The following is a 17,286-nucleotide window of genomic DNA, read 5'->3' as shown; positions in this document are numbered from 1 at the left end:
CCGGGGGCAGTAGCGTCGGAGGATCATGAGGATCTTCGCCGCAGCTGCCGCACTGTCCCTCCTGGGCGCGCTCGCCGCCTGCTCGACCGAGGAGGGGATGCGCGCCGTCGACGACAGCGCCGCCGGTGACGCGACCCCCGACGCCTCGGGCGAGGCGCCGCGTCCCGTCCCGGACGGGGAGGTGCGCACCGCCGGGCTCGTGACCGTGCTCGACAACGGCAGCGGCCCGCAGATGTGTCTCGGGGCGGTCGCGGAGTCGTACCCGCCCCAGTGCGGCGGTCCCGAGCTCGTCGACTTCGACTTCGGCGACGTCGGGGCGGAGGAGTCCGGCGGGACGACGTGGGGGCAGTACGCCCTCACCGGCACGTTCGACGGCGAGGCGTTCACCGTCACCGACGCCATCCCGGCCGCGCTCTACGACACCATGCAGGAGCCGGCGGCGGGCGGTCTCGAGCCGGCCTGCGACGACGCCGAGACGACCGACCCGCAGAACGCGACGCCCGAGGACATGGACGCCACCCTCGCGGCCGCCTCCGCCTTGCCGGGATATGCCACCGCCTGGCTGAGCAAGGGCACCATCAGCGTCGCCGTCACCGAGGACCCGGAGGGCGCCGAGGCCGAGCTCCGCAGGACCTGGGGCGGCCTGCTGTGCGTCACCACCGTCGAGAAGACCGACGCCGACCTCAACACGGTCAACCAGGAGCTCCAGGCCGCGCTCGGCGACCAGCTGCTGACCAGCGGGTCGACCCGGCCCGACAGTCTCGACGCCCAGGTCGTCTTCGACGACGGCTCGATCCAGGAGTGGGCCGACGCGACGTGGGGAGACGGCCTGGTGGTCGTCACCTCGGCCCTCGAGCCGGCCGCCTGAGCTCGCGTCCTCGGGTGCGCGGGGGCATCTAGGGACGAAATGGACGTCCGGGAGGACCAGGGGCGACCAGATCGTCCCTAGATATCCCGAGGGGCCGGCGGCCGGGTCCGCCTGTCGGGCTACTTCTTCTCGTTGAGCGTGATGCTGATCGAGTTGATGCAGTAGCGGTCGCCGGTCGGCGTGCCGAAGCCGTCGGGGAAGACGTGGCCGAGGTGGGAGCCGCAGGTCGCGCAGCGGACCTCGACGCGCTTCATGCCGTGCGAGGTGTCCTCGATGTACTCCACGGTGTCGGTCATCGGCTGGTAGAAGCTCGGCCAGCCGCAGCCGGAGTGGAACTTCGTGTCGCTGGTGAACAGCTCCGAGCCGCACGCCTTGCAGGAGTAGGTGCCCTCGGTCTCGGTGTCGGTGTACTCGCCGGTGAAGGCGCGCTCCGTGCCGGCCTGGCGGAGCACGACGTACTCCTCGGCGGTGAGCTGCTCACGCCACTGCTCGTCGGTCTTCTCCACGTCGTAGGCCATGCCTCGAGTCTACGGTCGCACCCCAGCCCCGGCAGGCCCCGGGTCGGGCGTACGACGGGTCCGCTCAGCCCTGCGGGTCGGCGTCGATCAGGCGCCCTTCCAGGCGGGTGAGGAGGGCCACGCACCGGCGTACGGCGTCGACGTCGTCGGCGAGCGGCAGGGCGAGCTCGCGTCCCCACGCGGCCCGCAGTGCGGCGAGGTTGCGGTCGGCCAGGTCGGTGGCGTGCACGGCCACTCCGCGACCTGACGTCGAGGTGCGCTCGACCATGCCCTTGTCCTCGAGGGTGCGCAGCGCCGCGCTGACGTTGCTGCGCTGGAGCCGGCCGCGCTCGGCGATGTCGCTGGGGGAGGACCCCGGGAAGAGGTCGACCAGGCGCATCACCGTCCGCTCGGTCTCGCTCAGCGGCACCCCGGCGGCGTCGGACGGGGTCCGCGCGCGGACCAGGCGACCGACGTTGAGCAGCAGGTCCGCGAGCTCGGCAAACGCGTCGTGGTCCGCGGGCTGGGAAGGCATGGACACAGCCTAGTGAGTTATGTTTACATCATGATGTGGACATAACTCAGAGTGGATTGCGGCGCCGGCTCGCGCTGGTGCTCGGCGCGCTCAGCGCGTTCCCGGCGTTCACCATCGACCTCTACCTGCCCGGCATGCCGGCCATGGCGCGGGACCTGCACGCCGACGCAGGGATGGTGCAGCTCAGCGTCACCGTCTTCGTGGTCGGGCTCGCGCTCGGCCAGGCCGTCATCGGCCCGCTCTCCGACGCCCACGGCCGGCGGCCCCTCCTGCTTCTGGGACTCGCGGCGTACGTCGCGGGGTCGCTGGCGTGCCTGCTCGCCCCGACCGCGGGACTGCTGATCGCGGCGCGGGTCGTCCAGGCGCTGGGCGCGGCCGCGGCCACCGTGCTCGCCCGCGTGGTGGCCCGCGACCACTTCGAGGGCAGGGAGCTGACCCGGTTCGTCTCGACGCTCATGCTGGTCAACGGGGTGGCGACGGTGCTCGGTCCCGTCGTCGGCGCCCAGCTGCTGTCGGTCGCGCCGTGGCGCGCCGTCTTCCTGCTGCTGGTGGTCGTCGGCGCGGTGCTGCTCGGGGAGGTCCGGCGCTCCCTCCCGGAGTCGCTGCCCGTCTCCCGGCGCCGCCCGGCCGACCTGCGTGCCACGGCGGAGGCGTTCGGGGTGCTCCTGCGCGACCGCGACTACCTCCGGCACACCCTGGCCGCGGCCCTGATGTTCTCCGCGATGTTCGCCTACATCACGGGCTCGTCCTTCGTCCTGCAGGACACCTACGGCCTCTCGCCCCAGCAGTACGGTGCCGTCTTCGCGACCAACTGCCTCGGCATCGTGCTGCTCGGCCAGGTCAACGCGGTGCTGGTCGGGCGGCTGGCGGACGAGCGCACCCTCCTCGGCGCCTCCCTCGCGGTCGGCGCGGCGGCCGGCCTCGGCGTGCTGGCCGCCATCGTGCTGGAGGCGCCGTTGGGGGCGCTGCTCGCGTGCCTCTTCGTCCTCGTCTCGGTGCTGGGGCCGGTGCTGGCCAACGCGACCTCGCTCGCCCTCTCGCCGCACCCCGGCGCTGCGGGCACCGCGGCGTCGCTGCAGGGCGTGCTGCAGTACGCCGTGAGCGGCGCGGTCGCGTCCCTGATGGCGCTCGCCACCCACGACGCCCGGTCCGGTGCCGTGGCGATGGGGGCCGCGGTCGCTGCGAGCGCGGTGGCGGCGCTCCTCGTCCTCCGGGTGCCCGCACCGTGGCGTACGCCCCTTCCGTCCCACGCCGTGTCCGGCTCCGTCGGCCCCGGCTAGGGTCGTGGCATGGCAGCTGCGAAGCCGGTGATGGTGCAGGCCGGTGACCGGGAGGTGCGCGTCTCCTCGCCCGATCGCGTGATCTACGAGGCCACGGAGACGACCGGCGAGGTCACCAAGCTCATGGTCGCGGAGTACTTCGCGAGCGTCGAGGACGGCCTGATGCGCGCCCTGCGCGACCGCCCGACGGCGCTCGAGCGGTGGACCTCGGGCGTACGCCCCGGGATGCGGCTGGCGACCGGCCCGCAGGACCGCAACGCCGACGCGTTCTACCAGAAGCGGGTGCCCAAGGGGGCTCCCGACTACCTCGAGACCGCGACCATCACCTTCCCGTCCGGCCGCACCGCCGACGAGATCTGCCCCACCGAGATCGCGGTGCCGGTGTGGTGCGCGCACATGGGCACGCTGACCTTCCACCCCTGGCCCGTCCGTCGTACGGACGTGGACCACCCCGACGAGCTGCGGATCGACCTCGACCCGCAGCCCGGTACGTCGTTCGCCGACGCCGTGCGCGTCGCCGGGGTGGCCCGCGAGCTGCTCGACGACCTCGGCATGACCGGCTTCGCGAAGACCTCGGGCAACCGCGGCATCCACGTCTACGTCCGGATCTCGCCCGAGTGGGACTTCGCGGCGGTCCGCCACGCGGCGATCGCGTTCGGCCGCGAGCTGGAGAAGCGCGACGACGGCGTGACCACCGCGTGGTGGAAGGAGGAGCGCGGGGAGCGGATCTTCGTGGACTTCAACCAGAACACCCGCGACCGGACGATCGCCTCGGCCTACTCGCTGCGCCCGCTCGCCGGTGCCCCGGTGTCCACCCCCGTCACGTGGGACGAGCTCGCGACGCTCACCTCACCCGCGGCGTACAACCTGTTCACGGTGCCCGAGCGGCTCGCCTCCGACGGCGACCCGTGGGCCGCGATCGACGACGTCCACCACTCGCTTCAGCCGCTCCTCGACCTCTGGGAGGAGCACCCCGTCGAGCTCAACTTCCCGCCCGACCACCCGAAGATGCCCGGCGAGCCGCCGCGGGTGCAGCCGTCGAAGAAGGTCGAGTCGCACTGGGACGAGGACGGCAACCGGGTCGCCGACTGAGCGGACCCCGTCGCGCGGCCGCCGCTGCTCCACCATGGGATGTCGGTGGAGCAGCACATGCTCGGGTTCGTTCACCGAGGGAAGTGCAGGTCCGCCGACATCCCCTGGTGAAACGGCAGAGCAGTCAGGCCCTCTCCCACGGCGCCGCGATCGGGAAGTAGTCCTCGAGGAACTCCCGCAGCAGCCCGTCGGCGCGGTCCTCGTCGAACGCGGCGACGAGGTTGTCCGCGATGCAGAAGAAGTCGCGGTCGCGCTTCGCCATCTGCTTGAGCTGCACCGGCAGCTGCTGGTGGCCGAGGTCGACGTAGCCGTGGTGCGCGGTCGCCCGGAACGCCTGCCCGGTGATCAGCCCGTAGCTCTGCGCGAAGGACGACAGCAGCGAGAGGTCGGTCTCCGACCGGAAGGGCGCGTGGGTCGTCGCGTCCACCTCTGCGGGGAAGCGCGCGGCGATCTCCTCCAGCGTCGTCCGCCGCTGCGGGTGCGGGCTGTGCATCATCGTGTGGGTCAGCGCGACCCCGAAGGCCTCGGTGAGCACGCGACGGTTGTTCTGCGCGGCCGACAGGTAGGGCCGGTCGTCGGTGCCGGGCAGCCCGACCGCGCGGTGGTCGGCGACGAATGCGGCGTACTGCCCACCGGGCGTGAAGAAGTGCTCGGGCCGACGCGGCCTGCCCAGGAAGACGTCGTCGTTGACGTAGACGAAGTGGTCGGCGAGGTCGGGCACGGCGTGCAGCCGGGTCTCGATCGCGTGCGAGCTGAAGGTCGGCAGCGCCGACGCGGGGAGGATGTCGCGGTGGTCGACGACCCGGACCGTCGGGTGCGAGGTGTCCAGCCACGGCGGGACCTGACCCGCGGTGACGAGGTGGATGCGGCGGACCCACGGCGCGAAGAGGTGGATGCTGCGCATCGAGTAGCGCAGCTCGTCGCGGCTGCGGTAGCGCGAGGCGCCGCCGGCACGCGCGCTGGGCGTACCGCCGAGCCCCGTCACCCGGGCGTCGCGGGCGGCCAGCCACTCCTCGTCGTCGCCGTCGACCCACGTGTAGACGACGTCGACGTCGAAGCGGCAGTCGTCGACCGTCGGGAGCGCCATCACCTCCAGCGTGGGCACCTCGACGCCCTCGACCGTGGTGGTCGTGCGCGGGGTGCCGGCGGGGACACGGTCGCCGTACCTGTTGAGGCCCGGGGCGAGGAGGTCGCCCTCGGGGGTCTCCTCCCAGAACTGCGCGCCGACCTCGGCGCCCTCGCCGAGGAGGCCGCCGTGGCCGCCGCGCACCGGCCACGGCTCGAGGACGAGGGAGGACGTACGCGTGCGGGCGAGGTCGTCGGTCATCGCGGCGACGGTGCCGCGGCGCTCGTGCCAACCGCGTTCGGCCGGGTCGCGCACGGACAGCCAGTCGGGCACGGGCGCGCTGGCGAGGGCGGCCAGGAAGTCGGTGCGTCGCGACGACGGGACGACCACCACCGGGTGCGGGTCGAGGCCGCGCGCCGGCACCACGAACCAGCCGTCGCCCGTGGCGGCCGCCGCGGTGGTGAGGGCGGTGAGCGAGGCCGTACGCGCTTCGGCGGGGGTCACGCCCGCCGCCCCGTCGGTCTCGGGCAGGTCGCCCAGGGGTCCGGGGCGCAGGCCGTGCAGGACGCGGCGCGGGGCGAGCGGGTCGGCGCGGCGCGCGACGGCCGTGCGGAACGTCTCGACCCACTGGCGGGCGAGGACCGCACCGTCCCAGCGCGCCGACCGCGCGAGCGCCGCGGCGCCGAGGCGGGTGCGCAGGTCGTCGTCGGTCGCGACGCGCAGCATCGCCGCGGCCAGCGCGGCCTTGGAGGCGGGCGGCACGAGCAGCCCGTCGACGTCGTGCGTGATGATCTCGCGCGGGCCGGACGGGCAGTCGTACGACACCGGCGGCACGCCGGCGGACATCGCCTCCTGCAGCACGAGCGGGTAGCCCTCGCCGCGTGAGGCCAGGACGGCGACGCTGGTGCGCGCCCACTCGGCGGCGAGGTCCTGGGTGGAGCCGGGGAGGCGGACGTGGTCCTCGAGGCCGAGCTTGCGGACCTGGGCGGCGAGGTTGTCGGCGCGGGGGCCGTCGCCCCAGATCGTCAGGGTCCAGCCGGGCAGCTGCTCGTGGACGCGGGCGAAGGCGTCGACGACGTGCTCGAACTGCTTCTCCGGCGCGAGCCGCCCGGCGGTGACGAAGGTCTTCTGGTCCAGCGCGGAGCGTGCCTGGGCGTGGGCGGGGAGCGGGTTGGGGATGACCTGGAGCTCCGGCGCCGCCCCGCCGAGGCGACCGGCCAGCCAGCGCGACATCGACTCGGTCAGCGAGACGACGACGTCCGCACGCGGCGCGAACTGCAGCAGTGCGCCGAGGTCGTTGACCCGGCTCGAGGACGCGCGGTGCTCCTGGTGGACCAGCGCCACGTCCGCCGGGGCGAGCTGGGCGACGGCGGCGAGCAGCTCGGGGGTCGTCGTGACCAGCACGTCGGCGTCGATGCGGGCGAGCGCCTCGCGCATGGTGGCGTCGGTGAGCCCGTTGTAGAGCGCGTCCCAGCTGCGCGGCACGATCACCGACTCGCGCCGGGCGAGCTCGTGGGCGACCTCCGCGGAGTGGTGGCCGCGCACGTCGGCGGCCCGCCCACCGCGTACGTCGACGAGGTAGGTGACCTCGAGCCCGTCGGCCAGGTCGTAGTGGGTCGAGGTGCCGCTCCGGGTGACGCTGAGGATGCGGACCCGGTGGCCCTCGCCGAGGCCCAGCAACGCGTTGGCCTGCTCGATCCCGGAGCGGGCGGTGCCGCCCATCCCGTCGGCGTTGAAGAGGACGTAGACGACGTCGAGCGGGCCGTCGCGGCGAGCGCGGCGTACGGCCGAGCGCACCTTGCCACCGAGCTTGTCGGTCAGTGCCACGTGGTCCTCAGTCCTCTCCGCGAGCGGTCGACACGATCCTAGGGGGAGTGCTCGCGGCCGATAGGGTGACGGCCATGCCGACGTCCCCCACCCCGCTGGTCCTGGTCTCCGGCTCCGGCCGCAGTGGCACCAGCTCGCTCGCCGGCACCCTCAAGCGGCTCGGCCTGCACGTGCCGCAGCCCGAGGTGGAGGCGTCGGAGACCAACCCGCGCGGGTTCTACGAGCCGCAGTGGGTCATCGACTTCCACAAGCGGCACCTGCGCGAGCTCGCGCTGTTCAACATCGACAGCCGTCCGGCGGCGGTCGGCCTGGTGGCCGACTACCTCGCGTCCGGCGAGCCGACCGAGGAGCTGCGCGACTGGCTGGCCGGCCAGCTCGAGGCGCCCGAGCGCGGCGATGCCCAGATCGTCGTCAAGGACCCGCACGCCTTCTGGTTCGCCTCCGCGTGGGGGATCGCCAGCCACGACCTCGACATCGACCTGCGCTGGCTCACCGCGCTGCGGCACCCGGCCGAGGTCGTCGGGTCGCGCGACATCGCCTACCTCTCCAGCCAGTCCGAGGAGCTCCGCCTCACCAAGGAGACGTCCAACGTCGCCGGCTGGGTGCACGCGGCGCTGCTCACCGAGAAGGCCGGGCGCGGCTACAGGCGTGCGTTCGTGAGGTACGTGGACCTGCTCGCCGACTGGCGCGCGGCGCTGGCGCCGGTCCAGGAGCAGCTCGACCTGTCCTTCGACACCGACCTCTCGGCGGCGCCCGGCAGTCGTGGGCACCACGCCGTCGACGACTTCATCGAGCCGTCGATGCGCAAGTCGCAGCTCACCTGGGACGACGTGCGTACGCCCGACTGGCTGCGCGACATGGCCGAGGAGGTCTGGCGGCTCCTCGGCGTGCTGACCACCTCGCCGACCGACGCCGACACCCTCGCGGCGCTGGACCGGATCCACGAGGACTACAACGCGCGCTACGCCGACGCGGTCGCCCTGACCTTCGACCACACCAAGGCCGAGGCGACGCTCGCCGGTCGCGACGCACGCGAGGCCCAGCGCGTCACCGTGCAGCAGCTGCGCCGCGACCTCACCCAGGCCCGGGCGTCGAAGGTGCCGCCCGTCGGCGGGCGCGAGGCCGCGTCGATCCTGCGCCGTGCCGTCGTGCGTCGGGTGACGCGCCGGGGCTGAGCGTCCGCGTCAGGGTGTCAGATCAGTGATCCCCGGCTGACCGGGGATCACTGACGTTGTCGGCCTGTGCAACGCCTGACAACGTCAGCGAGAGCCTGACAACCCCGGCTCGGGGACCGCCATCAGAGGCCGCTGACGCCCTCGCCCTGGCCGGAGGCCTGCTCGTCGAAGTTCTCGTGCTCGATGAGGTGGAGGACGGGTACGCCCAGCTTGCGGCGGGCCCGCGAGGTCCAGTCGACGTGGAAGAACTCGGCGACGACGTGGGGGCGGGTCAGGATGATCGCCTCGCGGGCGTCCACCGACGTGACCATCGCCGCCAGCGCGTCGACCGGCGGCTCGGACGTGACCTTGCCGTGGGCGGTGCCGCCCGCGGCGGCGAGCACCTTCAGCGTCTGCTGCAGGTCGGCGGAGGAGCTCTCCTCGCACTCGCGGCGCAGCGCCTCGATGTCGACGTCGTTCATCGCGAGCGCCGGGGCGGCCATCAGGTCACCCGCGCCCAGGGTGCCGACGGAGGCCTCGACCCGCGCCGCGGCGTCCTCGAGCGGCAGGAGCACGTGGTAGACGACCTCGTCCTCGATCTCGGCGTGGAGCGAACGCACCTGCTGGGCGTCCACGGGCGTGAGGGCCTGCTCGACGAGGAGCACCACGTCGTAGGTGCCCTTCCCGTCGTGGATGGAGTCGGTGGTGCTGGTGTCGCTGCTCTCGGTCATGACTCGCCTCCGGTGTCGGTGCTGAGGATCCTAGTGAGGTCGTAGCCGGCCGGCTCGTCGAGCTGGGCATAGCCGCAGGTCTCCGGGTCGCGGTCGGTGCGCCACCTCTTGAAGTGGGCGGTGTGCCGGAAGCGACGACCCTCCATGTGGTCGTACTTCACCTCCAGCACGCGCTCGGGACGCAGGGCCGTGAAGCCGAGGTCCTTGCCCGCGCTCCACCGGCTCTGGGTGCCGGGGACGCGGTCGGGGTTGGCGGTGAGGAACTCGTTCCACCGTCCCCACGGGTGGTCGGCGATGTCGCAGACCAGGGGCTGCAGCTCGTGCCAGAGCTCGGCGCGCTTCTTCGCGGTGAAGCTGGCGGAGACGCCGATGTGCTGCAGCTCGCCCGCGTCGTCGTACAGCCCGAGCAGCAGCGACCCGATCAGCGGCTCCTCGGGGGTGGACGTCTTGTGCTCGCGGTAGCCGGCGAGCACGACGTCGGCGGTGCGCTCGTGCTTGATCTTGAGCATGGTGCGCTTGTTGGGCTCGTACGCCGCACCGAGCGGCTTGGCGACGACGCCGTCGAGCCCGGCGCCCTCGAACTCCTCGAACCAGCGCTCGGCCTCGGCCGGGTCCTCGGTCGTGCGGGTGAGGAAGCACGGTCCCGCGCCGTCGAGGTCGGCGAGCGCCGCGACCAGCGCGGCGCGGCGCTCGGACAGCGGGCGGTCGAGGTAGGACTCGTCGCCGAGCGCGAGCAGGTCGAACGCGACGAAGCCCGCGGGCGTCTCGACGGAGAGCTTCTCCACGCGGCTGGCGGCCGGGTGGATGCGCTCCTGCAGCGTCTCGAACTCCAGGCGCCAGCCGTCCGGTCCCTGCAGCCCGACGAAGAGCTCGCCGTCGAGCACGACCCGGTCGGGCAGCTGGCGGCGCACGGCCTCCACGACCTCGGGGAAGTAGCGGGTGAGCGGCTTGGTGTTGCGGCTCGCCAGCTCGACCTCGTCGCCGTCCTTGAAGACCAGGCAGCGGAAGCCGTCCCACTTGGGCTCGAAGCTCAGGCCCCCGTGCTTCGCCGGGTCGGGCACGCCGCTCACGCTCTTGGCGAGCATCGGCAGCACCGGCGGCATCACGGGGAGGTCCACGGGACCACCCTAGGCCGCGCGTCCTCGCCCCCGGCGTCAGCCGGCGCGCTGCGCCTGCTGCCGTCCCGCGAGCAGGGCGAGCACCAGCGCGACGAGCACGCCGATCACCGGCGGCACGAAGAAGCCGGTCTCGTTGGCCGTCCACGCCAGGGCGCTCGCGACGGCGTAGATGCCGAGGTTGACCCAGTGGAACGGCGCGATCGCGAGCCCTTCGGGCATCCCGGCGCGCCAGCGGGCCAGGTAGTCGCCGATGATGACGCCGCCGAGGGGCGGGATGAACACCCCGAGCAGCACGAGGTAGTCGACGAGGTGGTTCTGCACCCCGACGAGGGCGAGGCCGGTGCCGATGACCGAGCCGCCGACGACGAAGGGCAGCTTGGACGGCTTCTCGAAGAGCTCGGCGCCGGCCACGCCGAAGGCGTACGCAGTGTCGGCGTTGGACTTCCACAGGTTGCCGAAGAGCAGGAACAGGCCCCACCCGACGAGGCCGAGGTTGTAGAGCACCAGGACGAAGTCGCCCTCGCCGAACGTCATCGCACCGGTGGCGCCGAAGAAGATCATCAGGCCGTTGCCCACCAGGAAGCCGATCGCGCACGCCAGGACGGCGTGGCTCCCCGTGCGGGCGAAACGCGTCCAGTTCGGCGCCTGCGTGCCGGCGGACACGAACGTGCCCACGACGGTGGTGATCGCCACCGACCACGTCATCGAGGTGCTGGGGTCGACCTCCGCGAGGCCGGACCAGCCGCCCACCTCCTCGAGCGAGCGCAGCAGCACCCAGAACGCCAGCACGAGGATCAGCGGGGTGGAGACCGCCGAGACCCAGAACATGCCGCGGTAGCCGTAGCAGGCCGTCAGGCACATCAGGACGCTGGCCGCGATCATCACCGCGGCGCGCGAGGGGTAGGACTCCCACTCGAGCGCCTGGGCGGTCAGGTCCCCGATGGTGCCGATGACCACGCCGTACCAGCCGATCTGAGTGCCGCCGAGCAGCACCGACGCGAGCTTGGCGCCGCGCTGGCCGAGGACGTAGCGCGACATGACGACGGTCGTGAGCCCCGTGCGAGCACCGATCCACCCGAGCACCGCGACGTACACGCCGAGGACGAGCGAGCCCAGGAGGATGACCTGCACCAGCTGGGAGAGCGAGAAGGCCGCGCCGAGCTGGGCGCCGGCGAGCATGGTCGGGGTGAAGACGGTGAAGCCGAGCAGCACCACCGCGAGGGACAGGAACGACTTGCGGGCGTGGAGCGGGACCGGGGTGACGGGGTAGTCGGGGTCGACGACCTCCGTCGCTCCGCTGGTGGTCGTGCCCGCCGGGACGCTCGTGCCGGGGGTGTTCACGCCTCCTCCCCGATGTCCTCGGCCCAGAGCTCCGGCTTCTCGGCGATCATCGTGTCCATCAGCGACCTGCACGTGGCGTCGTCGGCCACGACGAGCTCGACCCCGCGGGAGGCGAGCCACGACTCGGAGGCCTCGAAGGTCCGGTTCTCGCCGATGACGATGCGGGGGATGTCGTAGAGCACGGCCGTGCCCGCACACATGAAGCACGGGGACAGCGTCGTGTAGAGCGTGCTGCCCCGATAGATCCGTGCCGGGAGGCGACCGGCGTTCTCGATGCAGTCGGTCTCGCCGTGCCGGATCGCCGACCCCATCTGCACGCGGCGGTTGCGGCCGACGGCGAGCACCTCGCCGTCGTGCACGAGTGCGGCACCGATCGGGATGCCGCCCTCCTGCCACCCGGTCCGTGCCTGCTCGATCGCGAGGTCGAGGAATGTCTGCTCCGCTGCGTCGATCATGGTGGGGGTCCTTCGTCCGGTGGTGCCGCGTCCGACGCGGGATGTGTGCCCGCTCACACCACCAGAGGGAGCGGGCCCGGGACAACGGACATCTCGCCCGGTCAGAGGGTCTAGTCTCCGGACACAACGTCAGTGTGTGTTGGAGGTCCAGGTGCTGATCCCGCTCCCCGACGTGCTGGCCCTGCCGTCCTTCCGGGCGGCCGGTGTCCGGGTGCTCACCGGCGACCCCGACGGGGTGACGGTGCGGTGGGTGCACTCCTCGGAGGTCTTCGAGATGGGTGCCCTGCTCGCCGGTGGTGAGGTGCTGCTGACCACCGGCCTGGGCCTGCACGGTCGCACGTCGGACCACCTAGCGGCCTACGTCGAGCAGCTCGCCGACGCGGGCCTCGCAGCGCTGGCCCTCGAGCTGGGGCGCACGTTCTTCGAGGTCCCGACAGCCATCCTCGACGCCGCGCGCAGGCGGGGTCTCGTGGTGCTCGGCCTGACCCAGGTGGTGCCGTTCGAGCGGATGGTGGAGGACTTCCACGAGCTCGTCGTGCGGCGTCGCGCGCACGCCGGCGGCGGGGCGGCGTGGGGCGACCTCGCCCAGGTCGTCATCGACGGCCGTGGGCTGCGCGCGCTCCTGGACGAGGTCTCCCGGGCGGCCGGTTGCGAGGTGGAGCTGCGCGACCGGGACGACCAGGTGGTGGAGCGCAGCACGATTGCGTCGGTCGCTGAGGACGCCCGGGTCACCGAGCCCGTACGCGGGCCGGCCGGCGTCGTCGGCACGCTGCACCTCCTCGGTGGCCCGACCCGCCAGCGCGGACGCGTGGCGCGGCAGGCGGCGGTGGCGGTGGCGCTCGAGCTGGGCCGCGCCGGCTCGCTCGGACAGCGCCCCAGCCCGAGCCAGTCGCTGGTCTCCGACCTCTGCGCGGCGACGCCGCCGCCCGGCACCCAGGTGACCGACCGCCTGACCGATCTCGGCTGGCCGCCGTCGGACGGCCGCGGCTGGCAGCCCCTCGCCGTCGCCGTCGAACCGCGTACGGCGCTCACCGACGTGGTGCCTGCACTCGAGGACGCGCTCCGAGGTGTCACGACGCCTGTGCTGGCCGGCTTCTCCGGGAGCCGCGGGGTCGCGGTCGTGCGCGGGTGGCCGCGGCCGGGACTGGCGCGCTCGGCGCTCGAGGGCGCCCACCTCGACCTGGGGCGCGCCCTCGCCGCGGCGGGCACCGGTGACGGCGCGGCACCAGCCCTGGTCGTCGCCGGTCCGCTCGTCCTCGACGCCTCGGAGCTGGGGTCGGCGCTGGGCGCCACGCGCGAGCTGCTGGAGCTCGCCCGGCGCACGGGTCGTCGCGACGGCGTGCTGCTGGCGCGCGACCTCGCGGCGCCCCACCTGCTGTCCACGCTCGGACCGGCGGCATGGGCGGGCGTGGCCGAGGAGCAGGTCGGACCGCTCATCGAGCACGACAGCCGGCACCGCAGCGAGCTGTTGCGGACACTCGACACCTACCTGGCCCTGGGCACGTCCAAGGCCGCGGCCGCGTCGGCCCTCGGCATCCGCCGGCAGTCGCTCTACGACAGGCTGGAGCGGATCGAGCGCCTGCTCGGGGTCGAGCTCGACGACGCCGACCAGCAGCTGGGGCTGCGCCTGGGCCTCCTCGCGTGGCGGCTGCGCACCGGGATCGACCCGCGGGTCGGGTTCGGCGGGTGAGCCGGCGTCAGTCCTCGCCGCGCAGCGAGAACGACCGGAGCCGGTCGCCGGCGAACCACACGCCGACCACGGTCACGACGAGGCTGGCGATGACGGCGTACGGCAGGTTCGCGGGGTCGGGGAGCTCCGCGGAGATCGCGTGCCCGACCCGCAGCCCCCACTGGCCGATGCTCAGCCAGGCGATCCCGCTGAAGAGGTTGCCGAGCAGGCTCTCCCAGATCAGCACGAACATCAGCGACGCGATCACGGCGTGGCGGGTCACCGCGGAGATGGCGAGGAACAGCGCGGCGTACGCCGTCCCGGCCACGGTCGACGCGACGAAGAGCGCCAGTGCCCGCGTGCTGTCCCCGGTGATCAGCGCGGCGACGAGGATCGGCAGCGCGCCGGCCACCAGCGTCGCGCCGAGGGCCACGACCCACTTGCTGGCCGCCACGCCGTAGCGGTTCACCGGCTTGGAGAGCAGGTAGACGATCGAGCCGTCGTCGACCTCCGGGCCGAGCACCGACGACGCCGCGAGGATGGCGACGAGCGGCAGCACGAGCGGGTAGCCGAGGTTGGGCAGGACGCCGTACGCCGCGTCGCCGTCGGTGAGCGCCGTGACGAGCGCGACGAGGCCGATCAGCAGGACGGGAAAGGCGAGCAGGACGTAGAAGCGGCGCCGGCCCAGGAGGGCCTGCAGCGCCAGCTTGGCGATCGTCGCGTTCATCATCGGGCCACCAGGTAGGCGAAGACGCTCTCCAGCGACTCGTCGCTGGGGGAGAGCTCGAACAGGGTCACGTCGTGCTGCCGGGCGAGTCCGGGCAGGCTCACGGCGAAGCTGCCGAGGTCCCCCACCTGGACGTCGAGGCCGTCGGCGCGCAGGCTCACCGCGCGGACCGACTCCTCCGCCATCAGCGCCGCCGCGAGGGCGCGGTCGTCGCTGGACTGGATGGCGTACTGCACCGGCCGGTCGGTCATCAGCCGGCGGATCGCACCGAAGTCGCCGGAGGCGGCGTGCCGCCCGGAGACCACGACCTCGATGTGGCGCGCGAGGCGCTCGACCTCCTCGAGGATGTGCGAGCTGAACAGGACCGTGCGGCCCTCGTCGCCGAGGCGCCGGAGCAGGTCCATCAGGTGCATCCGCTGGCGCGGGTCGACCCCGTTGAACGGCTCGTCGAGGAGCAGCACCGAGGGGTCGTGGACCAGGGCGGCGGCGATCTTGACGCGCTGCCGCATGCCCTTGGAGTAGGTGTCGAGGCGGCGGCTGGCCGGCTCGACCATGTCGGCGACCTCGAGGATCCGCTCGGTCGCGGCGGCCGCGTCCGGGAGGCGGTGGAGGTCGGCGTTGGCCCGGACGAACTGGCGACCGGTGAGGTAGCCGAAGCTGAGCTCTCGCTCAGGGACCAGCCCGACCTGGCGGTAGGTCTCGGTGTTGCGCCACACCGGCTCGCCGTCGAGCGTCACGTGCCCGGACGAGGGCGCGAGGAAGCCCGACATCATCGCCATCAGCGTCGTCTTGCCGGCGCCGTTGGGGCCGAGCAGCCCGGTGACCCCGGGGCCGATGGACAGGGAGACGTCGTTGACCGCGACGACGTTGCCGAACCAGCGCGAGGCCGAGTCGAGGACGAGGGTGCTCATCGCGACCCCACCTTCCGGAAGCGGGCGACCAGCCCGAGCAGGCAGCCGGCGACGAGCAGCAGCGCCACGATGACGTACGCCGGGACCCACGCGGCTCCCACGGCGGCGGGGGTGTCGACCCCGGCGTCCCACGCGTTGGCGAGGCCGTTGTGGAGCGACCACGGTGACGCGAGGCCCGTGGCCACCGAGCCCGACTCGCTGTCGCCCTCGTAGTAGGCGATGTTCTGCACGACGGTGACGACCCCGGTGAGCACGATCAACGCCATCACGGACCCGACGACGGCGAACCCGCGGCGCAACGAGACCGACGAGATGAGGCCGGCGATCCCGGCGACCATCGCCGCGAGCAGGACCTGCAGCGCGATCGCCTTGCCCACGCTGGTGAGCTGGTCGCTCTTGTCCAGCCCGGCCAGGAGTGCGCCGGCGAAGAGCAGGAGGGTGGGCACCAGGGTGAAGACCAGCATCGACACCGCGAGGGACAGCCACCGCATCAGCGCGAAGACGGGCGCCGACAGCGGTCGCGCGAGGTAGAGCACGATCGAGCGGTGGCGCAGGTCGCGGGAGAACAGCACCGGCGCCTGGGCGGCGGCGAAGAGGCTGACCAGCAGCTGCGTCTGGTTGGTGTAGTCGGCGTATGACACCGGCAGCGAGTCGAGACCGGTCAGGACCACCACGCCGACCACGATCGCCGCGGGCAGCAGCGACATCGCGAGCAGCAGGAACGGCATGACCTTCGACTTGCCGGAGCGGCCCAGGCCGTACGCGTGGCGCACGCCGGTGACGAACAAGGTCCGCGCGATCGCGGGCGTGCCCTCGCGCACGCCGTCGAAGTGGCGGTAGCCGAGGTCGTGGATGACCCCGGAGCGGGGGGTGCCGGAGAGCTCAGACACGGGTGCCTCCTTCGAGGAAGACGTCCTCGAGGTGGCGCCGGTCGGGCTGGAGGCGCATCAGGCCCAGCCCCAGCTCGGCGGCCACGTCGCGGATGAGGTCCTGCGCGGCGCCGCCCTCGGCGAGCTCCGGCGGGGGCGGGTCGATCGCGACCATCGCGCCGCGGGGACGGCAGGTGAGGCCGCGCTGGGCGAGTGCCTCGCCGAGGCGGTCGCGCTCGGTCTCGGTGCCGACGACCTCGACCAGCAGGCTGCCGGTGCGTTCGGTGAACTCGCCGGTCGAGCTGCTGCGCAGGAGGTGGCCGCCGTCGAGGACGATGACGTGGTCGCTCACCTGCTCCAGCTCGCCGAGCAGGTGGGAGGTGACCAGGACGGCGATGCCGAAGTCGCTGCCGATGCGCTGGACGAGGCGCAGCATGTCGGTGCGCGCCGCCGGGTCGAGGCCGTTGGTCGGCTCGTCGAGGAAGACCAGGCGCGGGTCGTGGGCGAGCGCCTGGGCGAGCTTGGCCCGCTGCTTCATGCCGGTGGAGTAGCCCCCCATCGGCCGGTAGCGCTCCTCGTCGAGGCCGACGTGCCGCAGCACGTCCGCCGCCCGCTCGCGCGCCGCCGACGCACCCAGGCCCGACATCCGCGCCATGTGCACGACGAAGTCGCTGGCACTCACGTCGGGCGGCAGGCAGTCGTGCTCGGGCATGTAGCCCACCAGCCGCCGGATCTCCTGGCTCTGCTGCTCGATGTCGTGGCCGAGCACGTGGGCGTGCCCGCCCGTCGGCTCGAGCAGCCCGAGCAGGATCTTGATGAGCGTCGACTTGCCCGCGCCGTTGGCGCCGACCAGCCCCGTCACGCCCGCGCCGACGTCGACCGTGAGGTCGGTCAGCGCGTGCACGTTGCCGTAGTGCTTGGTGAGTCCCGCGGTCGAGATGACCGCCGGGCCCCCGATGAGTTCCCCCGTCACGCCCGCCACGCTAGCGGCCCGGCCGGCCGGCCGGCATCAGGGATCGCCCGGATCCGTGTGGAGGTGTGGTGAAGGTCGCCCGGGGCGCCGAACCTGGGGCGGGACGTCATGGGAACCGGCGGTTCTGACCACCATTTCTCATGACGTCCCGAGGCGGGCCCTAGGCTTGCTCC

General features: G+C 72.9%; 16 protein-coding genes. 5 read left to right on the top strand and 11 right to left on the bottom strand.

Going from position 1 to position 17,286, the window contains the following annotated elements; translation table 11 throughout:
* The first annotated feature begins 25 nt into the window (after positions 1 to 25).
* Positions 26 to 868, top strand: a complete 843-nt coding sequence (locus F4692_RS03355) for a hypothetical protein (RefSeq protein WP_179618199.1) — start codon at positions 26 to 28, stop codon at positions 866 to 868.
* A gap of 119 nt (positions 869 to 987) precedes the next feature.
* Here the strand turns inward: F4692_RS03355 and msrB are convergent, their stop codons facing one another.
* Together msrB and F4692_RS03345 are read right to left on the bottom strand one after the other, a co-directional pair.
* On the bottom strand, positions 988 to 1,386 hold the full coding sequence (gene msrB / locus F4692_RS03350) for a peptide-methionine (R)-S-oxide reductase MsrB (protein WP_179618198.1): 399 nt from the start codon (positions 1,384 to 1,386) through the stop codon (positions 988 to 990).
* 64 nt (positions 1,387 to 1,450) lie between these two features.
* A complete protein-coding gene (locus tag F4692_RS03345; protein WP_179618197.1) occupies positions 1,451 to 1,900 on the bottom strand; it encodes a MarR family winged helix-turn-helix transcriptional regulator in 450 nt (149 codons plus the stop codon).
* A gap of 56 nt (positions 1,901 to 1,956) precedes the next feature.
* On the opposite strand from F4692_RS03345, the gene F4692_RS03340 reads away from it, so the two are divergent.
* Together F4692_RS03340 and F4692_RS03335 are read left to right on the top strand one after the other, a co-directional pair.
* A complete protein-coding gene (locus F4692_RS03340) occupies positions 1,957 to 3,180 on the top strand; it encodes a multidrug effflux MFS transporter (protein ID WP_218858137.1) in 1,224 nt (407 codons plus the stop codon).
* 9 nt (positions 3,181 to 3,189) lie between these two features.
* Positions 3,190 to 4,272, top strand: a complete 1,083-nt coding sequence (locus F4692_RS03335; protein WP_179618195.1) for a DNA polymerase domain-containing protein — start codon at positions 3,190 to 3,192, stop codon at positions 4,270 to 4,272.
* A 124-nt stretch (positions 4,273 to 4,396) separates the two neighbouring features.
* On the opposite strand, the gene F4692_RS03330 is transcribed toward F4692_RS03335, so the two are convergent.
* A complete protein-coding gene (locus tag F4692_RS03330) occupies positions 4,397 to 7,165 on the bottom strand; it encodes a stealth conserved region 3 domain-containing protein (RefSeq protein ID WP_179618194.1) in 2,769 nt (922 codons plus the stop codon).
* 74 nt (positions 7,166 to 7,239) lie between these two features.
* On the opposite strand from F4692_RS03330, the gene F4692_RS03325 reads away from it, so the two are divergent.
* Positions 7,240 to 8,340 carry a hypothetical protein gene (locus tag F4692_RS03325; RefSeq protein WP_179618193.1) on the top strand — a complete coding sequence of 367 codons (1,101 nt, stop codon included), beginning with the start codon at positions 7,240 to 7,242 and terminating at the stop codon, positions 8,338 to 8,340.
* 122 nt (positions 8,341 to 8,462) lie between these two features.
* Here the strand turns inward: F4692_RS03325 and F4692_RS03320 are convergent, their stop codons facing one another.
* Genes F4692_RS03320 through F4692_RS03305 form a run of 4 tightly spaced genes read right to left on the bottom strand, consistent with a single transcriptional unit; the run spans position 8,463 to position 11,964 of the window.
* Positions 8,463 to 9,050 carry a hypothetical protein gene (locus F4692_RS03320; protein ID WP_179618192.1) on the bottom strand — a complete coding sequence of 196 codons (588 nt, stop codon included), beginning with the start codon at positions 9,048 to 9,050 and terminating at the stop codon, positions 8,463 to 8,465.
* Entirely contained in the window at positions 9,047 to 10,168 is a 1,122-nt protein-coding gene (locus F4692_RS03315; protein WP_179618191.1) for an ATP-dependent DNA ligase, read from the bottom strand. Before F4692_RS03315 ends, F4692_RS03320 begins: the two co-directional genes overlap by 4 nt.
* Positions 10,169 to 10,204: 36 nt before the next feature.
* Positions 10,205 to 11,509, bottom strand: coding sequence for a cytosine permease (gene codB / locus F4692_RS03310; RefSeq protein ID WP_179618190.1), 1,305 nt, complete (start codon positions 11,507 to 11,509; stop codon positions 10,205 to 10,207).
* Positions 11,506 to 11,964, bottom strand: a complete 459-nt coding sequence (locus tag F4692_RS03305; RefSeq protein ID WP_179618189.1) for a nucleoside deaminase — start codon at positions 11,962 to 11,964, stop codon at positions 11,506 to 11,508. Before F4692_RS03305 ends, codB begins: the two co-directional genes overlap by 4 nt.
* Before the next feature lie 136 nt (positions 11,965 to 12,100).
* Here F4692_RS03305 and F4692_RS03300 point away from each other — a divergent pair, with 136 nt between their 5' ends.
* Positions 12,101 to 13,654, top strand: a complete 1,554-nt coding sequence (locus F4692_RS03300; RefSeq protein WP_179618188.1) for a PucR family transcriptional regulator — start codon at positions 12,101 to 12,103, stop codon at positions 13,652 to 13,654.
* A 7-nt stretch (positions 13,655 to 13,661) separates the two neighbouring features.
* Here F4692_RS03300 and F4692_RS03295 read toward each other — a convergent pair whose 3' ends face one another.
* The 4 genes from F4692_RS03295 to F4692_RS03280 are packed head-to-tail and all read right to left on the bottom strand — an operon-like array spanning position 13,662 to position 17,113.
* Entirely contained in the window at positions 13,662 to 14,363 is a 702-nt protein-coding gene (locus F4692_RS03295) for an ABC transporter permease (RefSeq protein ID WP_179618187.1), read from the bottom strand.
* Positions 14,360 to 15,271 carry an ABC transporter ATP-binding protein gene (locus F4692_RS03290; RefSeq protein ID WP_179618186.1) on the bottom strand — a complete coding sequence of 304 codons (912 nt, stop codon included), beginning with the start codon at positions 15,269 to 15,271 and terminating at the stop codon, positions 14,360 to 14,362. Before F4692_RS03290 ends, F4692_RS03295 begins: the two co-directional genes overlap by 4 nt.
* Positions 15,268 to 16,161 (bottom strand): ABC transporter permease, encoded by an 894-nt coding sequence (locus F4692_RS03285; RefSeq protein WP_179618185.1) that lies wholly within the window; start codon positions 16,159 to 16,161, stop codon positions 15,268 to 15,270. Before F4692_RS03285 ends, F4692_RS03290 begins: the two co-directional genes overlap by 4 nt.
* Positions 16,154 to 17,113, bottom strand: a complete 960-nt coding sequence (locus F4692_RS03280; protein WP_308645140.1) for an ABC transporter ATP-binding protein — start codon at positions 17,111 to 17,113, stop codon at positions 16,154 to 16,156. The genes F4692_RS03285 and F4692_RS03280 overlap by 8 nt, the downstream gene beginning before the upstream one ends.
* Between the last annotated feature and the right edge of the window lie 173 nt (positions 17,114 to 17,286).

This window comes from Nocardioides cavernae (assembly GCF_013410035.1).
GTDB classification, from domain to species: Bacteria; Actinomycetota; Actinomycetes; order Propionibacteriales; family Nocardioidaceae; genus Nocardioides; species Nocardioides cavernae_A.
Note: the sequence above shows the minus strand (reverse complement) of the source record. Positions and strands in the feature narration are given on the sequence as shown.